Origin of the sequence: Ornithinibacillus massiliensis (assembly GCF_018310345.1) — a bacterium.
In the GTDB taxonomy this organism is placed as follows: Bacteria; Bacillota; Bacilli; order Bacillales; family Amphibacillaceae; genus Ornithinibacillus; species Ornithinibacillus massiliensis.
The window spans coordinates 285415-306663 of sequence record NZ_JAGXBY010000003.1; the positions used below are offsets into that span (position 1 = coordinate 285415).

Below are 21249 nucleotides of genomic sequence, written 5' to 3' on the forward strand. Positions count from 1 at the left end.
CGTATTTCTTCCACTACCTTCATAACTTCCTTCCTTTTTCCACACACTAAGAATCCATGCGCTAACTATGGAGCAAATTAGCTTCTTTACGCATTCTCTAATGAGGCAGCAGTTTTAGTTGTCGACTCAATAGCAGTAACAAAATTAGCCATTCGATTAACCTGTTCATCCACCATTGCTTCCAGTTCTTCAATTGTAGCTGTTGTTTCCTCAATGATAGAAGCTAGATGATCCACGGATTGATCAATATGCTCGGAAGAATCTTTAATTTCACCAGCACTTTCATTTAAATAGTTCAAATACTTAATGAAGTTATGTAATTGCTCGGTTATTTTTTCAAAATTCGTTTTAGCGACTAATGTACGCTCCGTACTTACCATTAATTTCTCTTTATTTTGAGCTACCTCGGATTGAGTATGTTTTGCAGCATGCTCAATCATCGTCATGTTCTCCCTAATATGCTTGGCAGTATGCTGTGATACTTCGGCAAGCTTACGAATTTCTGAAGCTACTACCGAAAATCCTTTTCCAAACTCCCCAGCACGGGCAGCTTCAATACTTGCATTGAGAGCTAAAAGATTAGTTTGCTCTGCAATACCTTGTATTTTTGCTGCATATGTATTATTCTCGTCAATTCGATGAACAAGACTTTCCATGTTCTCTGTTAGTTTTTCAAACGACTGTTTAAAGTCATTTATCGTTACCGTCAAGGATTGGATGGATTCTTGTCCCATTGTTGATAATTGGATTAAATCTTCACCATCTTCTACACTTTTACTAAACGATACCATCATTTTCTCTAATAATTTATGATTCGAATTCGTCGCTTCAGATATTCCGGAAGCAGACTCCGCTTGTTCCTGACTTGCCTTCGCAATATCATGGAACGCTGCTAGCATCTCGCTCATTTGCTTTTGGTTCATGCTACTATCTTGTTCCATCATCGACATTTGCTCTCTAACATGAAGAACGCCTTCTCGGACATTTGCTGATCGCTCCTCTTCCTGTAGCGATTTAGCTCTAAGTTCTGTTACTGTTTGTTGCATCGATTGGATAAAACCTCTCGTCACTCGAATTTGGATGAATAACACAAGAAATACTAATGCGAAAAACACGACTGTAATTGCTACCGCTCTTGTATCAAACCCTACTAGTTCACCCTTTACAGAAATAAAGAACCCTAATAATATTAGTCCTAAAACTCCCCCAGTTGTAAGTACCGTCTTCGATAAAGATACAGCTGCAACAGCCAGGAGAAAGAAGGTAAATAACATATTGGTAACATAATCTGAGCTGAGCATAACGACGAGTGACACACCAGTCAGACAAACAATAGCGAGATATGGTACTGCCTTCGTAAATATTGCTTTATAATTTAACAACGCGATTAACCCGATACCGATACCCCCGCCAATCGTAAGCGCTAACAAATTCCCTAAAGGTGCCATCACGACAAGTTCCGCTCCAAGTCCTAGTAAAAATGCAATAAGTAAAATGTACAGTAATATTCGATTCTGCCTTTTTATGATTGTCTCATTTAAATTCATCGTATTGTCCCCTTTAATCACCTTTTATATATATTTTAAGATAGGTTGAGAAAGATAGTTACTCATTACTATCTGATATAAAAACAGCCTCACCAAACGTCGGCAAGGCTGTTGATGCACAGTAGATTTATTCCCAAATATAATGTAGATATTCTTTGCGAATGCTTGTAAATTCGTCCTTATTTCCTTTTTGAATCGATTGATTCATTCTTTCTTCAAGCATCCTCTTATTCCAGTTAAAGCATAACTCATCTAAGATTAACCGTGATGACAGCTTAATTTCAAAGGATATTTCTCTTGTAGCAATCAGGACCTTTCCCTTATATGGATGAAAGCGGTAAACTACCTTTTCCTTTTTCATTGGATATGCCCCTTTGTTCCTTTATTAATATTATCCTAAATTTTTAGAATAATTGCAATGAAAATTTACAAAACGTACAAGATGAAACTTGCTCATATTATTGGAGATAGGAAACATACTGATAACATAACCTTCCTATATACTTGATACTTTTACTAGACCAATATAGCTTCGGTAAAACATAGATACATTATGTCAGCTCATGGGGGTAGTTTAATGAACCAACCAAATATAAAAGGAGGGGAAAAAGGTGCTTGGATCAGTATTTTCGCATATCTTTTTCTCTCTGCAACAAAGCTGTTAATCGGACATATAGGCGATTCCGATGCATTATGGGCAGATGGTTTAAATAACTCAACGGATATTGTTGCCTCCATCGCTATCTTAATTGGATTACGAATCTCGCAGAAGCCACCTGATCATAATCATCGCTATGGGCATTATCGGGCAGAAACGATTGCATCGTTGCTAGCAGCATTTATTATGGTAGCAGTCGGATTACAGGTGATTTTTGCTACGGTAGGTAACATGTTTGGAGACAACGCAACAAAACCTGACCTACTAACTGCCTGGACAGCTATCGCTTCAGCAATTATCATGTATATCGTTTATCGCTACAATCTTTCTTTATCAAGAAAAGTAAATAGTAGTGCATTATATGCCGCATCACAGGATAATCGCTCTGATGCACTTGTAAGTATAGGGGCATTTATTGGAATTATAGGTGCTCAGTTCGGAATTTATTGGCTAGATCCGCTTGCTGGGTTAATTGTGGGATTGATTATTTGTAAAACAGCCTGGGGTATTTTTAAAGAATCAACCTTATCATTAACAGATGCTTTTGATGAGGAACGCTTGCAAAAAATTAAACAAGAAATTAAAACATTCCCAGAGGTAAAAATTGTACCTGATATTAAGGGACGAGCACTTGGTAATCAGTCAGTACTAGATGTAACCATTAAAGTGGACCCCAATCTCACCGTAATCCAAAGCCATGACATTACCGTTCGAATTGAAAAAAAGCTTGCTAATGAATATGGAATACTGTACACACATATTCACATTGAACCATATATAAATTGAATGTTTTTAGCTACGTTGTTTGTGATATGGCTTTACGAAGAAGTTCAACCACTATAAAGAAACAATAGCCTTGGCATATAAACGCTCCGGAAAAAGTTCCGTTACTTCAGAAACAAAAGCTCGAAGCACGAAAGCGTATAGAGTTTACCGTATTAGTATTCTGCATTTTTCCGGAGCTACTATCAGTTATTCCCTAATTTTTCCTATGTAGCTACAAGCTAGATAATCGTTTATTTAACAGCTTCTGATATCGTTGTAGCTCATAATTTGAATTATTAACTTTGAATTTTGTCATACTTAACCTATCATAGATCTCCGCTTCAATCTTCTGTCTCTCCTTAAGTACCGCCAAAGCTCCTCCCTTCCCTATATACTTCTGTTCCTTCCCGAATCCTTGATTCGTATAGTATTCTACAAACCCGTCAGACCATGCTTTCGGTCGCTCTTGAACCGCTTTTTCAAAGGAAAATTCTAAATCGTCTTGTTCCACATAAATTAAGACAGGATTTAGTTTTTCTATGATATTCGCTAACTTTAAAACATACGCTAACACATTTTCCTTCGGTTTATTGTATTTTACCATTCCAATTGTTACTGGATTTTGAATAAAACAACATTCAAAAATTACGATTTTATTGCCAAAAGAGTATTCCTGCACAAATTCTTCCCATTTATTTGCAATTAGCTCTTTATTTCGTTCGAATGGAAGTTCATATATATCATGCTCGAATACCTTGCTCATTAGCGGATCTGGAAATTGCCTATTCAAACGAAGTTTCATTATCTCGTAAGGTAAAAAATAATGACGATCTTTTACTTGTATAAAATCTTTAATAGCTTCTTTAAGTCCCCTACTGTGTAATAACAAATCCTCATACTGTTCTCTCGTAAAACAAGCAACTCCATCATAATCGGCTGGGTGATGTAGGTCTCCCTCCAAATACAACTCTGCATCTATGTTCCTTTCCATTAAGGAATCATAGATAAGTTTTGCTGTCATTGACTTTCCAAATCCAGGTAAGCCTTCTACCAATATTAACTTCGTATCCATAATCAATTTCCCCCTACTATTTCATAATAAGCTAGAAAGATATCTAAATATTCAACATAAAAAACCCCTCCTAAATAGAGAGGGGATTAGAATGTACAGCATTCTGGGGGAATACGTAACAGTCATGCAATTTTCCGCTATAGCAAAATAGCATATCAATATTTCCCGGCGAAATGGCATACTAATCCCTTGTCTCTAGAAGCATTTGATTTTACGATCAAATTTTCTGCAAACAAAAGATTAGTTATCCATTCCCTAAGAGATACCTCCGTTCACCTTATATTATCTCAAGTATAGGGAACGGCCTTTATAAAATCAATAGTGAATCTATTACTTATTTTCCAAGTGTCAATAACATTTCTCTAACTGTTTTACAAGCCATCGCTGTCGAAGCACCAGATGGGTCATATGGCGGAGAGAGTTCTACGATATCTGCTGCAACTATATGGTTTAATTGCTGTAAATGATGAATGGCCTCTAATAGCTCTTTATAAGTAACCCCGCCAGGCTCCGGTGTACCGGTACCAGGAAAAATACCAGGATCTAGTACATCTAAATCAATCGTTACATAAACTGGTACATCCTTTAATTCTAGTACTTTTTCCTTCAAGGTTGTTAAGGCAAAACGTTCTAAATACGTGTGCTTCTTGGCCCACTCAAACTCTTCCTTCATACCCGAGCGAATACCAAATTGAAAAATTCTTCCATCACCCAAAAAATCATGACTACGACGGATAACCGAAGCATGTGACAATGTTTCACCTAAATAATCGTCACGTAAGTCTGTATGCGCATCAATGTGAATCAAATGTAGGTTCGGATATTTTTCATATGCGGCTTTAATCGTAGGTAGACTAACTAAATGTTCTCCACCAACCATTAGAAATTTCTTTCCAGCTTCTAATACCTCTTGGCTGTACGTATGAATCTGTTCAAGTGCTTTATTCGTATTTCCAAACGGCAATTCCAAATCACCACCATCATAGATAAAAGCATCTTCTAAATCTCTATCTAAATATGGCGAATATGTTTCTAAGCCAAAAGAATCGTTTCGTATGGCCTGCATGGCAAAACGAGTTCCTGGTCGAAAGCTAGTCGTTCCATCGAATGGAATCCCAAACAGTACTACTTCCGCTTCCTCATAAGTTTTCTCACAGCCGATAAAGGTGCTTATATTTAATTGCTTATTCATCCGTCTCTAGAGCCTCCTTAACATAAGAAGGTAATTGAAATGCACCTACATGTAGATCCGTATTATAATATTTCGTTTTAAGCCCAAAGCTTTTCCAATCTTCTACACGGATGTCCTTTACTGGATCAAATGTTTTCGATGCAAATCCAAACAACCAATGGCCTGATGGATAAGTAGGCATATGATACTGGTATACATTCGTAATCGGAAAAATCGCTTTAATCTTTTTCCGTGCTTTTCGCATATTTTCCGCATACTCAGCGAAATAAGGTGATTCGTGCTGATTAATTAGGATACCGTCCTTATTTAAAACACGATAGCATTCTTGATAAAATGCAGTGGTAAATAATCCCTCACCAACGGAAATAGGATCGGTTGAATCTACTAATATGAGATCAAAGGAGGCATCTGGAGCATTCTTCACATACGCTAATCCATCCTCAAAACGAAGCTCCATTCGCTTATCTTCTTCTACTCCTTTAGCCGTAACGGGTAAATATTCTTGACATAATCGGAATACTCGCTCATCAATTTCAACCATCACTACTTCTTCAACGCTAGGATATCGTAGTACTTCACGAGCCGTTCCACCATCTCCCCCACCAATGATTAATACCTTCTTGATGTTAGGATTAGTTGCAAAGGCAGGATGGACAATCATATCATGGTAAATAAATTCATCTTTTTCGTTTACCATCATTAATCGGTCTAATGTAAAAAAGGTTCCAAATTCTTTTCCTTGATAAAAATCAATTTGTTGAAATGGGCTCTTTTCACTGTGCAATTCCTTCTCATACTTTATGGAAAAGTTACATTCATTACTCCATTGTTCTGTATACCATGTCATTATTTAACACCTTCTAATAATGGTTTTACTTGTACGTCGTTGATTTCACGGTCTGCAAATTGTTTGATTTTATCAACCATACCACGTGGCACTTCAAATGATTCGGTTTGCTTCGCTTGCAGCTTTTCACCTAAATATTCTGCTGCTTTCCAAGGGCTTACGGAATCACCACAAGTATATACATCTACGGAGGCATAGCCGTATTCTGGCCAAGTATGGATGGTTAAATGAGATTCCGCGATAATTACCGCTCCTGAAACCCCATAAGGATTAAAATGATGAAACACCGATTCAACTATTGTCGCCCCAGCGTAATCTGCCGCCTCATTCATGAACTTCTCAATTAATTTATTGTTTTCAATAATATCACTTGGACAACCGTAAAACTCAATTAATACATGTCTTCCTAATGTCGATAATTTGAAACCCATTTTACGCATTCTCCTTTACAACTGTAATATGATGTTTTTCTTTCGCCTCGGTTAACACTTCCCCTAACGTTTGACGATAATAATGATATTGCTTTACCACATCATGTGATATAAGCTCTCCTGGAATAACAAGTGGAATGCCTGGTGGATATATCATTAACGTATCTGCACTGATTCTTCCTACAGCCTCATCAATGGCGATGGACTCATGCTCAGCATAAAATGCCTCTCTTGGGCTTAGCATTAGTTCATTAACTTGGTCCGCTGTTACACTGGTAGACATGATGACGGTTCTCTCACCATATGTTTCCGCAATATCACGTAATGCTGTGACCAATTCTCCAATTGATTCTGCAGTGTCAGCTGGAGTAATGACAGCCATCACGACATAGCCTTCCGCAAGCTCCATTTGAATTCCATATTTTTGTTTCAATATTGTATATACATCAAATCCGGTCAATCCAATTCCGTTCACCCGGATTACTAATTTTGTCCAGTCATATGATTGATTAAATTGATTGACTACATAACCTTTCTTTAGCACTTCATATCTAGAATCTAACTCAATTTCAGAAATAGCCTTCTCCACGATAGGCTTTAAACTTTGATACTTTGCATTACCGAATAACGCTAACTCCCTTCTCGCTACATCCAAAGAGCTCATCAACAAGTAATTAGCACTTGTCGACTGAAGCATACTTAGGAGCTTCTGGACTGCTTCCGGTGCTATTCGATTATGTTGTAAAAGTAGGAGTGAGCTTTGTGTTAAGGAGCCACCAGTCTTGTGCATACTGACTGTTATCCCATCTGCCCCCGCTTGGATTGGATCAATGATTTCATCTGATAGAAATGGCAAATGAGCACCATGTGCACTATCTACGATGACAGCAATGTCTTGAGCATGTGCTAATTGGCATATCTTCTCTAAATCACTCATCGAACCAAAATACGTTGGATACGTAATTAATAATGCCTTAGCTTCTGGATGCTCCTTCATTGCACTTTCTACACTGGCTACCGAAACACCATGTGATATACCGAAATGATAGTCCACCTCTGGTTGGATAAACACGGGTCTTGCTCCACTTAAAATAATTCCATCCATTACAGATTTATGACCATTTCTAGGAACTAGTAATGTATCGCCTGGTTTGCATGTCGCCATAATCATGGTTTGAATTCCAACAGTTGTTCCATTTACTAGAAAATAGGCATGCTCTGCTCCAAAGGCATCGGCAGCTAAATCCTGAGCTTCTTTAATAACAGACTGTGGATGGCTTAACAAATCTAATTCCTTCATGGAGTTAACATCCATTCGTAGCGCCATTTCCCCAAGTACTTCCTTCAACGGAGTCATAGCAGAACCCATTTTATGACCTGGCACATCAAATGGGGTTACATCTTGTCTAGCATATTCTACTAGCGCATCAAATAAAGGCATCTTATCTTGATTCATTAACGGAATTGGACTCGCAACAAGCTCCTTTAAATGGTTCATTACCGTAGAACCCCAGCATATGCATAGTTTGCTAACGCTTCTTGTAACGCTTCTACTTTATCAGTTCTTTCCCATGTAACATCTAAGTCATGACGACCAAAATGTCCATATGCTGCCACTTGTTTATATTGTGGCTTACGCAAGTTCAGCATGTTAATAATACCTGCAGGGGTAAGATCAAAAACTTCTCGTATGGCCTTAAGCAATTGTTCATGTTCGACTGTCTCTGTGCCGAATGTATCGATAGAAATACTAATGGGTTCACTGACACCAATCGCATAAGATAATTGAATCTCGCAACGTTTGGCAAATCCGGAAGCTACGATATTCTTCGCTACATAACGTGCTGCATATGCAGCTGAACGATCAACCTTAGTACTATCTTTACCAGAGAACGCTCCACCACCATGCTTAGCAGCTCCTCCGTAGGTGTCGACAATAATTTTTCTACCAGTTAACCCTGTATCTCCATGTGGGCCACCAATAACAAAACGACCAGTCGGATTAATCAAAATACGGAATTCTTCATTCATTCCGTAATCACGTGCAATTTGTTTAATAATACTTTCTTTTACATACGTTTCAAATTTATCTTTATCAAAGTCCTCATCATGCTGAATAGACATTAAAACCGTATCAATGATGGGCTGTTTAGGATTCGTATAATCAATGGTAACTTGTGATTTCATATCCGGGCGTGCCCAAGTGAATTCACCTTGTTTACGGAGTTGAGAAGCACGTTTCACTAATTTATGAGCTATTTCAATTGCTAATGGCATGTAAGAATCCGTTTCATCTGTTGCATAGCCAAACATAATTCCTTGATCACCAGCACCTATTGCTTTACTATCACTGGAGACATTTACTCCCATAGCAATATCAGGTGATTGAGTGTGAAGAAGAACTTCTACATTACAAGAACTTCCATCAATTCCATAACGATTATCCGTGTACCCAATCTCAATCAGCGTGTTTCGGACAATTTTTTCCACATTTAGATTCGCTTTGGTAGTTATTTCACCACCAACAATAACTGTATTTGTTGTTGTAAATACTTCACAGGCAACCCTTGAACTTGGGTCCTGTTCTAATGCAGCATCTAATATTGCATCAGAAATTTGATCGGCAATTTTATCCGGATGTCCTTCTGATACAGACTCCGACGTAAATAATATTTTATCTGACAAAATTTACCATCCCTTCCATTTTTTTCATTTCAGGGCATAAAAAAAGCTCTCCTACAACCTAAGGAAAGCTTCGATAAATATCAGCTGCTATCCTCTTATTGTTCACAAAACAAAGCTGTTTTGCGCTCAGGTTGGGCCCCATATCTGACTATTAATCAAACTGGTTTGCCACCGCATCTTCGACCCCTCGTCTCAGCGGCTATTAATAAGATAGACTTTTATTATGCTGGATTAATAGTAAAACATATTAGTATTCATGTCAATTTCTTTTTTTGTCGATTGTAACAGAAAAATTTTCCATTCATCAACTAGTGACCTTCCGTCATAATAAAGAAAAATCCGAACCTATTCCCACTCTGATAAAGAATGTCCAATAGATATTCGGATTTTTGATTTTCTAGTGACTATTCATAATAGATTCGCTTATTAATTTGTCCTGATTTCTTGTTTAATGAACCAGTTATACGCAATTATAAAGCAGATTAACGTTGCTGCAATAAGACCGGTTAATTGAGGCCATATTAGTAATAGACTCTGTCCAAGTGGTAATGGTCCTGCTATCGCCCCTACCGTCTGTTCCATTGTCAATGGCCCTAAAGTTCTTACCCCAGGTGAAAGTAAGGTAGTGGTAGATTCAGAGAATAAATAGCTCGGTGATAGTCGATATAAATTTAGAATCGTTTCTTGTCTACTAATAGCCTCGTCCACACTTGAAATGGCCTGTGAATCTAAATAGCTTTTACTAATAAAATCAATGATCATATTGTAAAAGATACTAAAGAATATCCAAACTGCGATTCCAGATAAGGCGGACGTAGCAGCTTGTTTAAACCTTACAGAAAATAGAATTCCTAGATTTAACCAGAAAGCGATATAGACAATACACAATACTAAAAAGCATACGATTCGAATAAACTCTTCAAACGTAATTGGTAACCCAATAATGATAATCCCTAATGCCATCACGAGAAATCCAAGTGCAAAGAATAATACAACATTAACTAATAAGGCGGCAACAAATTTTGCATTAATGACATAATCTCTAGGAATCGGTTGTGCCATTAAACGAGTCAATGTTCCCTTATTCCGTTCTGAATTTATCGCATCAAATCCTAGTGCAACACCGAGCAAGGGCCCTAGAAACGTTACAAACGTAATAAACGGTGGTAAAGTACCATCTGAAGTAGTAAATAGTTTCAAGAATAAGTAAGAATCTTTTGCAATCTGCTTTGCTTCATCGGATTGATCTAAAGCATCTTTTATCGTTGTAATCGCTGTGTACAACGAACCAAGACAGGTTAAGCCAATTATGATGAGTAAGATAATTATTCTCCAACTTCTAATATAGTCAGTAAACTCTTTTCGTACGATTGAACCAAATACAGATGTTCTTTTTACTTTCTTATCTCGTTCTTCCGTATTGGCTTGTTTTTTGAAGGTAATCTTAGATAGAACTTGCTCAAGCTTCATTTGTTTCACGCCCTTCAAAATACAGATGATAAATCTCGTCTAAACCGTAATTTTTCTTACTAATATTCGTTAGATTTATATCATAGGACATAACAGTTCTAGCAATGGTCGGTGTAATATCTTTATCACAATAAATCTCCATGGTATTGTGATTAAGTTGCTCCACTCGACTCACTTCCTTCATTCCCTTTATGTCGTTCACCATGTAATCATCAATTGGGTCGGCTTCTACATGGACAATATAAGCTTCATTTTTAAATAATTGTCCAGCTAAATCATCCATATTCCCTTTCGCGAGTAACTTTCCTTTAACGAATATTCCAACTCGATCGCATATCTGCTGTACCTGATGCAAGTGATGGGAAGAGAGTAGTACCGTTATGTTCTTCTCTTTATTCAACTTGTTAATCAAGCTTAATAGCTCCCGTACACCTTCCGGATCAATTCCAAGGGTCGGTTCGTCTAAAATAATAACTTCTGGGTTCTTAATTAATACATCAGCTAGGCCAAGCCGTTGCTTCATACCACGAGAATACTTTCCAGTTTTCTTATGCATAGCCCCCCCTAGACCTAGTTGCTCTAGCAATGAGCGGGCACGTTTTTCAGCTTCTTCCCTCGGAATTTCATTTAAGGATGCCGTATATAAGAGATTCTCATAGCCTGTCATATTTTGATAGAATCCCAGATCATCTGGTAGATAACCTACTCGCTTTTTTACTTCAAGTGGATTTCTTGTTGGGTCAATCCCACAGACATGGACATTTCCACTTGTCGGCTCTGTCAAACCTAATAACATAAAAATGGTTGTTGATTTTCCAGCACCATTCGGGCCTAATAATCCAAAAATCTCTCCTTTTTGGATGGAGAGGGATAACTTATCAACTGCAGGTACATCGTCATAGATTTTGCTAAGCTCTTGTATTTCAATAATTGCCTCATTCACTCGTTATCTCCTCCCATATTTTCTAACAATAGAATACAATCCACCTACTACCACTAAAATAATTCCAAATCCAGCAAATCCCCAAGCAGTAGAGGTTTTAACTGATATACGGAAATTAGCATCAGAGGAAGCTTCAGCACTAGATGCACTAAACGTGGTCACATAATCCCCTGCTATAGCATCTTTTGGTGCTTTTAACGTAGCTTTAACGGTAGCATTTTCTCCCGCCTTTAGTGTAGAAATGGTATCCGTGTCAAACTCTACTTCCCATTTTGGTGGAGTAGTTGATTTTAGATTAATATCCGTCAGATCCACGCTTCCTGTATTTTCAACTACTAAATCAACAACCGTATCTCCTCCAGCTGTAATATCATCACTTAGTACGCCATCTGGAGTGGTTAATGTTAACCCATACGTGCCGGTAATGACAGCTTCTAATTCGATTTCACTAGAGGTTCCACCAGATTGTGCACTTACAGGAATTTTATACGTATCTGATTTTGCATTATTAGCAGGTGTCACAACAATTTCTATCTTTTTTTCCTCATTTGGTTCCAGTGTGACCGATGTAACAGCCTTTCCATCTACTTTAAATTCGGTATTCCATCCATTTGGAGCTTTTGAGGTTAAGGAATAATGCTGCTCTTCTGCCGTTTGGTTTTTCAATGTCGTATTATATTCAAAAGTTGAATCTGTATGTCCTTGCATATTTGGTTGGTCAATCGTGAAATTTGTTTTAAATGTACCTTTCTCTGTAACATTTACCACTAACCCTAATGTACTTGTACTACTTCCATCTGCTACTAAATCAAATTCATAGGTTCCTTTATCCACCTGAAGTGGTACAGTTACAACTAATCGTATATCTTGTTCATCGTTCGGACGAATTGATAATTGCTCAATACTCGTTCCATTTGCTGTGATTTGATATTCCCAATCCTTTGGTAATCCTTTCATCCCAAAACTAACATTTTCAATGGAACTACCAGAATTAATAATAGAGACATTGTACTCAATATCCTCCCCAGGTGATACAGATAATCCCGTGTATGGAGTATAGACAGAGACCTCTGCATAAACAGTTGAAGTAAGTAACATCCCCCCCAATACTACTGCTAATAGTGAATAGAACATCTTTTTAAGCATCTGACATATCCTCCTCTATTTTCAAAAATTCATCTATGATACGTGCAAGATTAAAAGATGGATTTAATTTTTTATAATTTTTCCATATTTTTTTGCTAAGATATGGTCAGTGAATGTGAAGGGGGTAAAATAATGGATACGAAACAAGATGAGAAACTACTAAAATTAATGGCTAAAGGCTCTCAAGCTGCTTTCAATCAATTCTATGAAACCTATGTATCCTTTGTCCTTCAAATTGCGATAACTGTATTAGCAGACCGCCAAGAAGCAGAGGATATTTGTCATGATGTCTTTATCGAAGTATTTCAAAAACCGATGCAATACAAGCCAGATAAAGGTAGTGTAAAGGCTTGGTTAGCGGTTAAAACACGAAGTAGATGTATCGATCGTCTCAGAAAGCATCAACCTGTCTTATTAAATAAACTAGAAAAACTTGATACAATACAATCAGTTAAATTGGAAATGTACGTTTTAAAGGAGATAGAGAAAGAGATTTTAGAAGATGCAATTAATAAACTTCCGCCAAAACAACGGGAGCTTATATACGGGGCTTATTTTGAAGGTAAAACACAACGGGAGCTTGCAACAATTTACGGGAAACCAATTGGGACAATTAAATCTTCGATACGTTATGGACTACAGAACCTACGCAAGCAAAAGTCCTTACTTCATTGGGCAAGAACTGATAAGGAGTGAAACGCACGAATGAAACATATCCCAGAAGAATTCATGATTGATTATGTATTAGGGAATTTATCAAACGAAAAACGTCAATCAATGGATGAACATATATACCGGTGTTCACATTGTCAGGAAGAATTAACGTCGTGGAAGTTACTACTAAGTAACAATCAGAAGGTAACCCCTTCTGAAAGCTTAAATAAACGAATTAAAAACACCATTCATATAAAAGGGCACTTTAAACCAAAGATAGGAAATCGTAAAGCCTTCTATTTCATTGCAGGTGCAGCAGCTTTATTCATTATCTGCTTAGGTCTATTGCAAATTACCCAACAGCAGCCAATTGCAGATAGTAGTGACCAAGAATATTTAACTGCACAATATGATTTAATACCGGAACAACCTTTCATGAATAACCCAGCTACTAATCAACTCGATATCATCCCGGTGACAATGGATCAAAATATTACCGGTAACATATGGTTAAATGAAGTAACCAATGAATTGTATCTACAGGTTGAAGGGCTTAGACCTTTGGAAAGTCAGGATTATCAAGTATGGCTTGTCCGAAATGATAATGACTGGCAGGATGAGCTACTACATCTAAAGAATGGAATGGTTCATGTGTATTATAAGGGACCCGATGTGCAAACAATCCGTTTTATTAAAGTAAGTGTTGAACCACTAGGAGGTAGTAGGGTACCTACAGGGCCAGAGACTTTGTATATTGATTTACAGCAGTAAGGAAAAGGTTGAGTCTAGGACATAACTATAAAAATTAAAGGAAAAACCGAATGATATACGATACTAGGTAATCATTCGGTTTTTCCTTTAAATAATTCTTTTTCTCGAACTCAAGCGATTACGCATGTATATAATTTATAAGGTTGTTAATAAAAACACGGATAATATAGCTCCAATGACGACAAAAATAACATTTAATCCGATATAGGCTAGAACTACTGCGACTAGTCCACCAACTAATCCAATATGTGGTTTATCTGGATTTACACTTAATACACCAGGAAAAATTAAAGCACCTAATGCTGCATATGGAATTGCATTTAACCAACGGTTTACCCAATCCTTAAATTGTAATTTGTCTACAATAAATGCTGGAATAATCCTTGGAATCATGGTTACTAAAGACATACCAATGATAATGAACCATATCATGAGCGTTCCCCCTTCAACAAAAAGACACCACTATATCCACCAAGCACTGTACCGACAACAATTGCCCAACCACTACTCATGAACTGAAGACAAATAGCATTAATCAACATCGCAATAAGCGCAATTAAGCCTACTCTTAGCTCCTTTTTGACGGAAGGAACTAATAAACCGATGAACATGGCATATAGCGCAATTCCCATACTTTGACTCAAAGCTTCTGGAATAATTTCCCCTAACACACCGCCAAGTAATGAACCAATAACCCAAGATAGGTATGCAATTAAGGTGAGCGAAGCATAAAAGAAAAATCCCTTCTCTTCTTTTGCTTCTTTCGTATGTAAGGAAGAAACAGCAAATGTCTCATCCGTTAGCCCTAATGCTAATGGCAGCTTCCACTTTAACGCAACCGGCCGCATTCGATTCATAAAGGATAAGCTCATCACAAAATGACGAAAGTTTAAAACAAAGGTTGCGATAATGATTTCCACAGCCCCTGCACCAAGAGCAATCATATTGGCTCCCATAAATTGACTTGCTCCAGCAAATACCAATACACTCATTAACGTAAGCTCTGTTAATGTAAGTCCTGCCTGTTTCGCAAGAACTCCGTAGGTTATCGCAATGGGTATATAACCAAGCATGATAGGAAAACCTACTGTTAGACCGCGTTTAAGCATGGTCATAGACGTAGATACAGTATTCTTTGTTACGTTAACGGTCTCCATCCTAGTCTCCTCCACTCAGAAATTTTAACTAATTATAACTGATTTTATTAGTGGTGAAAACTGTTCAAACTTAATCTTTTCATTATAAAAAAGAAAATCTGCACTAACGTACAGACCTCCTAAAGAATTATTTATCTTGCTCTGTTAAAATAATTGGATCTCCCTCTGTAATCACAATCGTATGCTCATATTGTGCCGAGCGACCACCATCAACCGTTCTAGCAGTCCAATTATTAGAATCTACTTTACTTTGCCAATCTCCTTCGTTTAACATCGGCTCAATCGTAATTACCATTCCTGGTTTTAAACGAAGACCTTTGTTAGGTAATCCAAAATGTGGGATATGTGGATCCTCATGAATCGTTGGTCCGATGCCATGGCCGGTAAAGTCTCTTACAACAGAGAAGCCTTCTGCCTCAGCATATGTTTGAATCGCGTGACCAATATCACCAATTCGGTTACCAGCTTTTGCTTGCTCAATTCCAATATAAAGTGATTTCTTTGTTACTTCCATAAGACGAAGACCTTTTTCATCAACATCTCCTACGGCATAAGTCCATGCAGAATCTGCTAACCCACCGTCTAGATTAACCACCATATCAATCGTTACAATATCGCCATCCTTAAGTTTGTCTTCTCTAGGAAATCCATGGCAGATTTCATCATTAATAGAAGCACAAGTTGCATAAGGGAATCCGTTATACCCCTTTTGCTCTGGAATAGCTCCATGCTCTTCTAAAAATCGGTCTACAAACGTATCAATTTCCATCGTACTAATTCCCGGTCTAATCATTTTTGCAATCTCTTTGTGAACTTGAACTAGTATGTCTGCAGCCTTCTGCATTTGTTCAATTTCACGTTTACTTTTTCTTGTAATCATCTAATCGTCCTTTCTATTTATCAGCCTACGCTGCTCATTACATATTTTTCATTTTCCTAGTGTACCACAATTTCTAAACACTTTCATTACACCATATATATTCACCGAAGCATGTACCCTCGACGAAACAAAATTCCCGGATTCAACTTGGTTACCAGTACATTCGCCCTGTCACCATGATAAATGATACATACATTGTACTAGAGGAGGTGGCAATGCATGAGTAAAGATAGTGGATATGGAAAAGGCTTTGCTTTGATTGTTGTGTTGTTTATTTTGTTAATCATTGTTGGTGCTAGTGGCTACGGTGGTGGCTACGGGTCCGGATATGGCGGCGGTTGGGGCTATTAATCGTCGGTGAATATAAAAATTTTTAAAACTGGTGGTGAAATAATGGGACGTGGATTTGAAGGCGGGTTTGCGTTAATCGTTGTTCTTTTCATCCTGCTAATCATCGTTGGTGCAGGTGGATATGCTGGTGGATACTATTAAACGATAACAAAGGATGTCATGGTAGCAATTCCACCATGACATCCTTTTTCATCACTATACATATTCGTTAACTTGATATATTTTTCCATTTTCAATACTCGCTTCATCATTCAAAATATCAATTAGAATGCCACCAACCGTATCACTATCTCTTAGTTGATTACCTTCCTTATACGCTTTAAATTTTTCTACCTCGTTAAAAGCCTCTTTAGCGCTTGATCGAATAGTTTGTTGCATATCCGTATCCATAATCCCAGGATTGAAGGCAATTATTTTATGACCAGTCTTTAATGTTTCTTGTTCGAGTGCTGCTGTTCTCGTATACATATTGATACTCGCCTTCGAGCTACAATAAGCAGCCCAACCATATATTGGCCTTTCCGCAGCACCCGAAGTAATATTGACACAAATGAAAGAGGTATTTATTTTCGAAGAGAAATCTAATAGCTCCTTCGTTAATATCATCGGGACGACTGTATTAAGATGAACATGGTAGGCGAGTGCTTGATTATCTAGTTTGCTTACTTGATTTATCGGTTCAATGACAGCTGCATTATTGATCAAATATAGTAGCGATGGGTCATACTGCTGGATATCTGCCTTAACTTTTTCAATTGCTTCCTCTATTTCTCCCATATTTCCAAGGTCACAAGTATAATGATGGTATTTCACATGATTATTTGCTGCAATTTTTTCTAGCTGTTTATTTATACTTCTTGATATACCAAGTACATGAATGCCAGACTCTAGAAATAGCTTCGCAATGGATTCTCCCAGTCCTTTGGAAACTCCTGTAATTAGAGCTAATTTCATTTAAACAACCTCTTCTCATTGGTTAATAGTTACAATTGAAATACATTGTTCAATCCTATGTTTAATTTGGTCCATCCATCGTAGGATTTTTACATTCCGATTTTCTGGTGCAATTTTTTTATTTAGTGCTGCATACAAGGTGACGTCTCGTACTTTTAAGAATAAAGAAAGAAGTTCCATCCAATCCTTTGGAGGACTCATCTCATCCATATACCCTTCCATAAATGATGTAATGAATTTGTTCGCAAACCGCGATTTCTCCTCTTGATCACCCTCATTGGGAAATAAAGACGTACAAGAGTAGTATAAAGGAATAGCTATATCCGATACATGCCAAAAGTAACATGCATCATCAAAATCAAAAATATGAATTTCTTTACCATCATAAAAGAAATTCCCATTATGAACATCGTTATGAATAAGCCCATAATCTTCTTGGGGAAGTTCTTTTAATTGGGTCCTTATTTCTTTTGTACGCTCGATAACAAGAGGTTCATCTGGCACATATAGCTCTACCCTGAATAAATCATCCTCATGCCAGTGTTTTCTCATACCGTTTGTAGGAAGATACCGATTTGTAATTCGGTGTATTTTCCCCGTTTCCCTACCCCAACTAGCGAATAATTTATCCTGGAACAGTTCGTCTCTGGAACGAACAGATTTACCTTTTACTTTAGAAAATAAACAAGCGTAAAATACAGAATTATCCTCTGCTACTTGTTTTTCTATCCAGTTACCCTTGGAGGAAAAATAAACGGTTGGCACATTAGCCCCATTGTGCTGGAGAAAAGTTACCCACTCTAATTCCCCTATTATCTCTTCCTCACTACGATGTGAACTATGTGTAACACGTAATATAAATGATTGATCTTCCCTCATTACTTCGTACACATAGTTTTCAAAGTCCCCTAATAATGTATGCTCGCTATCTAAATGGTAACGTGCAAGAAATTCCTTCAAAATATCCTTATGGTAAAGTAACTCCACTGCCTGTTCCATCCAACTCCCCCTGTAAAGAGTTCCTATGGAGATTCCTAGGAAATATATAACCGTTCTATAACTTGTTTACTTCATTCCAATAATAGACTAATGTTTCCATTCCTTTATCAAAACTGTCTAGTGGGAAGCTTTCATTTGGTGAATGTAGTCTATCATCTGGTGTACCGAATCCTAATAAAACAATCGGCATTTGATAGATATCTTCAATCCACTCCACTACAGGAATGGAGCCGCCCATACGAACATAAACCGTTTCTTTGCCGAATGCTTTCGTATAGCTTTTGGCCGCTTTTTCAATTAATGGATGATTAGGTTCCACTTTATAGGCTTTTGCAGAAAGCTTTTCTTTCTTCACTTCTACGGTTACTCCTTTAGGTGCAACCTTCTTCACATGTGCTTCAAGAGCTTGTTGAATATCCACTGGGTCTTGTCCTGGAACTAATCGACACGTAATTTTAGCAGTGGCTGAGGTAGGGATAATGGTTTTCGTTCCTTCTCCTTGATACCCACCGTATATTCCATTAACCTCAAACGTTGGACGAGCCATGGTATGTTCCTTAGGTGAATAGCCCTTTTCTGATACGGTTTCCGGAATACCAGTAGCTTTCACAAAATCTTCTCCTGGTACTTGTTCGATTAATTCTCTCTCTTCCTCGGTTAAATCTTCTACGCCGTCATAGAAACCCTCTACTGTCACTACCTCTTCCTTATTTTTCATAGATGAAAGAATATGAGATAGAGCCATAATCGGATTACGCACTGCGCCACCATACATTCCTGAGTGTAGATCATGATCTGGTCCGGTAACGGTAATTTCAATACCGGTGAACCCTTTTAATCCATAAAGAATAGTTGGTTGATTCTTGGCTACCATCCCCGAATCAGAGATTACTGCAAAATCAGCCTCGAATAATTCCTTTTTCTCTTGTAGCATCGAATAGAGATTTTCACTACCTATCTCCTCTTCACCTTCTAAACAAACCTTGACATTAAGAGGAAGCTTACCGGTTGTTTTCATCAGTGCTTCAAACACCGCTAGATGCATAAACACTTGTCCTTTATCATCGCTAGAACCTCGTGCATAAAGTCGTCCATCTCTTATTTCTGGTTTAAATGGATCACTTTCCCATAATTCAATCGGATCCACTGGCTGAACATCATAATGGCCATATAATAGAACCGTTGGAGCTTCAGGCTCAGCTTCCATATATTCTGCATAAACGATAGGATGCTTTTGAGTCTCGATTTGTTGAGTATTTTTAAAGCCAATTTCAGTTAAGTATTCTTCTAAAAAGCTTGCAGCTTTTCTTACATCTTCTTTATGTACACTATCCGTACTAACACTAGGAATGGATAAAAATTCATTTAGCTTAGTTAATAATTGGTTCCGATTATCAGTTAAATATTGCAATGCTTTTTCACTCATTATGGACATCCCCTTTTAAACTAATATTGTGTTCATTTTAGCATATTTCTTTAAAAAATAACTTTAAGACTTTCATGCTACAGCTAAACTTCTATGATACGATCAATCAAATACTACTACTGTACATAAGCAAAAAAGGACAGCTCATCCGCTGCCCCTTTACTTAGTTACCTAATGCCTGTGATAAATCTTCTATTAAATCACGAACATCCTCTATTCCTACTGAAACTCGGATTAACCCATCGGTTATTCCAAGCTCTGCTCTTCGGTCTGCTGGGATTGATGCATGGGTCATTTTAGCTGGTAATGAAATTAAGCTTTCAACTGCACCTAGACTTTCTGCAAGCGTAAAGTACTTCACTTTTTTCAATACTTCTTCCGCCAGATGACCACTACCTACATCAAATGAAATCATTCCACCAAAACCACTCATTTGTTCTTGAGCTAAATGATGACCTCGATGGGATTCAATACCTGGATAATAAATTGTCGTTACTTTTTCATGGCCCTGTAAAAACTGAATAAGTTCTTTCGTATTCGATTCAATTGCTTCCATTCGTAGTGCTAACGTTTTAATTCCTCTCATTAATAACCAGGAATCTTGTGGTCCTAATACTGCACCAACAGAATTTTGTAGAAAGTGAATTCTTTCTGCTAGTTCCTCTGACTTTACTACCACTAATCCTGCCACGACATCGCTATGTCCACCAATATATTTGGTTGCACTATGAAGGACAATGTCTGCCCCCATATCTAAAGGCTGTTGCCAGTATGGTGTTGCAAAGGTATTATCAACAATTAATAGCAGATTATGTTTTTTCGCTATGTCTGCCATTTTCTTTATATCTGTAATTTTTAGTAATGGGTTCGTAGGTGTTTCAACATATAAAACCTTGGTATTCTCTTTTATTGCTGCCTCGACTTGTTCAGGATTGCTCGTATCCACAAATGTATGATGTAAATCAAATCGGTTTAAAACTTTGCTCATTAACCGATAAGATCCACCATATACATCATCGGTTAATACAACATGATCCCCTGCATCTAACAGCATCATAACAGTTGTAATGGCAGCCATTCCGGAGCCAAAAGCAAATCCATGAGTACCATTTTCTAGCTCTGCTATAACAGTTTCTAGTGCATGACGAGTTGGGTTACCTGTACGAGAGTATTCATATCCGCGAAAGTTCCCTACACCATCCTGCTTATACGTACTTACCTGGTAAATTGGAACAGAGACTGCTCCTGTTTGTTCATCACGTGTAATACCACCATGTACCATTTTTGTTTTTGAACGCATA

At 37.6% G+C, this 21249-nt stretch carries 22 protein-coding genes and 1 pseudogene; 5 read left to right on the forward strand and 18 right to left on the reverse strand.

Translation table 11 applies throughout. The annotated features are described in order from the left end of the window. Positions 1–86: 86 nt before the first annotated feature. Both KGF86_RS10070 and KGF86_RS10075 read right to left on the reverse strand, forming a co-directional pair. Positions 87–1547, reverse strand: coding sequence for a methyl-accepting chemotaxis protein (locus KGF86_RS10070; RefSeq protein WP_211741752.1), 1461 nt, complete (start codon positions 1545–1547; stop codon positions 87–89). Between the two features lie 127 nt (positions 1548–1674). Beyond that, entirely contained in the window at positions 1675–1908 is a 234-nt protein-coding gene (locus tag KGF86_RS10075; protein ID WP_186869303.1) for a hypothetical protein, read from the reverse strand. A 216-nt stretch (positions 1909–2124) separates the two neighbouring features. On the opposite strand from KGF86_RS10075, the gene KGF86_RS10080 reads away from it, so the two are divergent. Further along, the gene (locus tag KGF86_RS10080) at positions 2125–2991 is read left to right on the forward strand and encodes a cation diffusion facilitator family transporter (protein WP_186869302.1); all 867 of its coding nucleotides are present in this window, start codon (positions 2125–2127) and stop codon (positions 2989–2991) included. A 211-nt stretch (positions 2992–3202) separates the two neighbouring features. Here KGF86_RS10080 and KGF86_RS10085 read toward each other — a convergent pair whose 3' ends face one another. From KGF86_RS10085 to KGF86_RS10125, 9 genes are all read right to left on the reverse strand, one after another. Further along, positions 3203–4042, reverse strand: coding sequence for a P-loop NTPase family protein (locus KGF86_RS10085; protein ID WP_211741753.1), 840 nt, complete (start codon positions 4040–4042; stop codon positions 3203–3205). Positions 4043–4376: 334 nt separating this feature from the next. Continuing rightward, positions 4377–5234, reverse strand: coding sequence for an agmatinase (gene speB / locus KGF86_RS10090; protein WP_211741754.1), 858 nt, complete (start codon positions 5232–5234; stop codon positions 4377–4379). Then, positions 5227–6081, reverse strand: a complete 855-nt coding sequence (gene speE / locus KGF86_RS10095) for a polyamine aminopropyltransferase (protein ID WP_186869299.1) — start codon at positions 6079–6081, stop codon at positions 5227–5229. The genes speB and speE overlap by 8 nt, the downstream gene beginning before the upstream one ends. Then, positions 6081–6512, reverse strand: coding sequence for an adenosylmethionine decarboxylase (gene speD, locus KGF86_RS10100; RefSeq protein WP_186869298.1), 432 nt, complete (start codon positions 6510–6512; stop codon positions 6081–6083). Before speD ends, speE begins: the two co-directional genes overlap by 1 nt. 1 nt (position 6513) lies before the next feature. Continuing rightward, complete coding sequence (locus tag KGF86_RS10105; RefSeq protein WP_211741755.1) at positions 6514–8010, reverse strand: aminotransferase class I/II-fold pyridoxal phosphate-dependent enzyme; 1497 nt, start codon at positions 8008–8010, stop codon at positions 6514–6516. Further along, a complete protein-coding gene (gene metK, locus KGF86_RS10110) occupies positions 8010–9200 on the reverse strand; it encodes a methionine adenosyltransferase (RefSeq protein ID WP_211742022.1) in 1191 nt (396 codons plus the stop codon). Before metK ends, KGF86_RS10105 begins: the two co-directional genes overlap by 1 nt. 423 nt (positions 9201–9623) lie before the next feature. Beyond that, positions 9624–10667: an ABC transporter permease gene (locus tag KGF86_RS10115; protein ID WP_211741756.1), complete on the reverse strand. Its 1044-nt coding sequence runs from the start codon at positions 10665–10667 to the stop codon at positions 9624–9626. After that, positions 10657–11610 carry an ABC transporter ATP-binding protein gene (locus KGF86_RS10120; protein WP_211741757.1) on the reverse strand — a complete coding sequence of 318 codons (954 nt, stop codon included), beginning with the start codon at positions 11608–11610 and terminating at the stop codon, positions 10657–10659. Before KGF86_RS10120 ends, KGF86_RS10115 begins: the two co-directional genes overlap by 11 nt. 3 nt (positions 11611–11613) lie before the next feature. Next, positions 11614–12756 (reverse strand): COG1470 family protein, encoded by a 1143-nt coding sequence (locus KGF86_RS10125; protein ID WP_211741758.1) that lies wholly within the window; start codon positions 12754–12756, stop codon positions 11614–11616. Positions 12757–12888: 132 nt separating this feature from the next. Between KGF86_RS10125 and KGF86_RS10130 the strand changes: the two genes are divergently transcribed. Together KGF86_RS10130 and KGF86_RS10135 are read left to right on the forward strand one after the other, a co-directional pair. Then, a complete protein-coding gene (locus KGF86_RS10130; protein WP_186869293.1) occupies positions 12889–13452 on the forward strand; it encodes an RNA polymerase sigma factor in 564 nt (187 codons plus the stop codon). 9 nt (positions 13453–13461) lie between these two features. Then, positions 13462–14181: an anti-sigma factor gene (locus KGF86_RS10135; RefSeq protein ID WP_186869292.1), complete on the forward strand. Its 720-nt coding sequence runs from the start codon at positions 13462–13464 to the stop codon at positions 14179–14181. Between the two features lie 135 nt (positions 14182–14316). Here the strand turns inward: KGF86_RS10135 and KGF86_RS10140 are convergent, their stop codons facing one another. From KGF86_RS10140 to map, 3 genes are all read right to left on the reverse strand, one after another. Beyond that, positions 14317–14613, reverse strand: coding sequence for an AzlD domain-containing protein (locus KGF86_RS10140; RefSeq protein WP_211741759.1), 297 nt, complete (start codon positions 14611–14613; stop codon positions 14317–14319). Beyond that, the gene (locus tag KGF86_RS10145) at positions 14610–15338 is read right to left on the reverse strand and encodes an AzlC family ABC transporter permease (RefSeq protein ID WP_186869290.1); all 729 of its coding nucleotides are present in this window, start codon (positions 15336–15338) and stop codon (positions 14610–14612) included. Before KGF86_RS10145 ends, KGF86_RS10140 begins: the two co-directional genes overlap by 4 nt. Before the next feature lie 127 nt (positions 15339–15465). Further along, positions 15466–16218, reverse strand: a complete 753-nt coding sequence (gene map, locus KGF86_RS10150) for a type I methionyl aminopeptidase (RefSeq protein ID WP_211741760.1) — start codon at positions 16216–16218, stop codon at positions 15466–15468. A gap of 219 nt (positions 16219–16437) precedes the next feature. On the opposite strand from map, the pseudogene KGF86_RS10155 reads away from it, so the two are divergent. Both KGF86_RS10155 and KGF86_RS10160 read left to right on the forward strand, forming a co-directional pair. Then, positions 16438–16530, forward strand: a pseudogene (locus KGF86_RS10155) (YjcZ family sporulation protein); the annotation flags it as partial. An 81-nt stretch (positions 16531–16611) separates the two neighbouring features. Continuing rightward, positions 16612–16710 (forward strand): YjcZ family sporulation protein, encoded by a 99-nt coding sequence (locus tag KGF86_RS10160; RefSeq protein ID WP_186869287.1) that lies wholly within the window; start codon positions 16612–16614, stop codon positions 16708–16710. 54 nt (positions 16711–16764) lie between these two features. On the opposite strand, the gene KGF86_RS10165 is transcribed toward KGF86_RS10160, so the two are convergent. The 4 genes from KGF86_RS10165 to KGF86_RS10180 all read right to left on the reverse strand — a co-directional run bounded on the left by KGF86_RS10165 (position 16765) and on the right by KGF86_RS10180 (position 21248). After that, positions 16765–17523, reverse strand: coding sequence for a (S)-benzoin forming benzil reductase (locus KGF86_RS10165; protein WP_186869286.1), 759 nt, complete (start codon positions 17521–17523; stop codon positions 16765–16767). 15 nt (positions 17524–17538) lie between these two features. Beyond that, a complete protein-coding gene (locus KGF86_RS10170; protein ID WP_186869285.1) occupies positions 17539–18522 on the reverse strand; it encodes a phosphotransferase enzyme family protein in 984 nt (327 codons plus the stop codon). Between the two features lie 55 nt (positions 18523–18577). Further along, entirely contained in the window at positions 18578–19948 is a 1371-nt protein-coding gene (locus tag KGF86_RS10175; protein ID WP_211741761.1) for a dipeptidase, read from the reverse strand. 163 nt (positions 19949–20111) lie between these two features. Continuing rightward, the gene (locus tag KGF86_RS10180) at positions 20112–21248 is read right to left on the reverse strand and encodes a bifunctional cystathionine gamma-lyase/homocysteine desulfhydrase (protein WP_211741762.1); all 1137 of its coding nucleotides are present in this window, start codon (positions 21246–21248) and stop codon (positions 20112–20114) included. Between the last annotated feature and the right edge of the window lies 1 nt (position 21249).

What these genes read in the sequence shown, in the direction of transcription:
- KGF86_RS10070 (WP_211741752.1), bottom strand. Translation starts at nt 1,547, where the DNA reads ATGAATTTAAATGAGACAATCATAAAAAGGCAGAATCGAATATTACTG.
- KGF86_RS10075 (WP_186869303.1), bottom strand. Translation starts at nt 1,908, where the DNA reads ATGAAAAAGGAAAAGGTAGTTTACCGCTTTCATCCATATAAGGGAAAG.
- KGF86_RS10080 (WP_186869302.1), top strand. Translation starts at nt 2,125, where the DNA reads ATGAACCAACCAAATATAAAAGGAGGGGAAAAAGGTGCTTGGATCAGT.
- KGF86_RS10085 (WP_211741753.1), bottom strand. Translation starts at nt 4,042, where the DNA reads ATGGATACGAAGTTAATATTGGTAGAAGGCTTACCTGGATTTGGAAAG.
- speB (WP_211741754.1), bottom strand. Translation starts at nt 5,234, where the DNA reads ATGAATAAGCAATTAAATATAAGCACCTTTATCGGCTGTGAGAAAACT.
- speE (WP_186869299.1), bottom strand. Translation starts at nt 6,081, where the DNA reads ATGACATGGTATACAGAACAATGGAGTAATGAATGTAACTTTTCCATA.
- speD (WP_186869298.1), bottom strand. Translation starts at nt 6,512, where the DNA reads ATGGGTTTCAAATTATCGACATTAGGAAGACATGTATTAATTGAGTTT.
- KGF86_RS10105 (WP_211741755.1), bottom strand. Translation starts at nt 8,010, where the DNA reads ATGAACCATTTAAAGGAGCTTGTTGCGAGTCCAATTCCGTTAATGAAT.
- KGF86_RS10115 (WP_211741756.1), bottom strand. Translation starts at nt 10,667, where the DNA reads ATGAAGCTTGAGCAAGTTCTATCTAAGATTACCTTCAAAAAACAAGCC.
- KGF86_RS10125 (WP_211741758.1), bottom strand. Translation starts at nt 12,756, where the DNA reads ATGCTTAAAAAGATGTTCTATTCACTATTAGCAGTAGTATTGGGGGGG.
- KGF86_RS10130 (WP_186869293.1), top strand. Translation starts at nt 12,889, where the DNA reads ATGGATACGAAACAAGATGAGAAACTACTAAAATTAATGGCTAAAGGC.
- KGF86_RS10135 (WP_186869292.1), top strand. Translation starts at nt 13,462, where the DNA reads ATGAAACATATCCCAGAAGAATTCATGATTGATTATGTATTAGGGAAT.
- KGF86_RS10140 (WP_211741759.1), bottom strand. Translation starts at nt 14,613, where the DNA reads ATGATATGGTTCATTATCATTGGTATGTCTTTAGTAACCATGATTCCA.
- KGF86_RS10145 (WP_186869290.1), bottom strand. Translation starts at nt 15,338, where the DNA reads ATGGAGACCGTTAACGTAACAAAGAATACTGTATCTACGTCTATGACC.
- map (WP_211741760.1), bottom strand. Translation starts at nt 16,218, where the DNA reads ATGATTACAAGAAAAAGTAAACGTGAAATTGAACAAATGCAGAAGGCT.
- KGF86_RS10160 (WP_186869287.1), top strand. Translation starts at nt 16,612, where the DNA reads ATGGGACGTGGATTTGAAGGCGGGTTTGCGTTAATCGTTGTTCTTTTC.
- KGF86_RS10165 (WP_186869286.1), bottom strand. Translation starts at nt 17,523, where the DNA reads ATGAAATTAGCTCTAATTACAGGAGTTTCCAAAGGACTGGGAGAATCC.
- KGF86_RS10170 (WP_186869285.1), bottom strand. Translation starts at nt 18,522, where the DNA reads ATGGAACAGGCAGTGGAGTTACTTTACCATAAGGATATTTTGAAGGAA.
- KGF86_RS10175 (WP_211741761.1), bottom strand. Translation starts at nt 19,948, where the DNA reads ATGAGTGAAAAAGCATTGCAATATTTAACTGATAATCGGAACCAATTA.
- KGF86_RS10180 (WP_211741762.1), bottom strand. Translation starts at nt 21,248, where the DNA reads ATGCGTTCAAAAACAAAAATGGTACATGGTGGTATTACACGTGATGAA.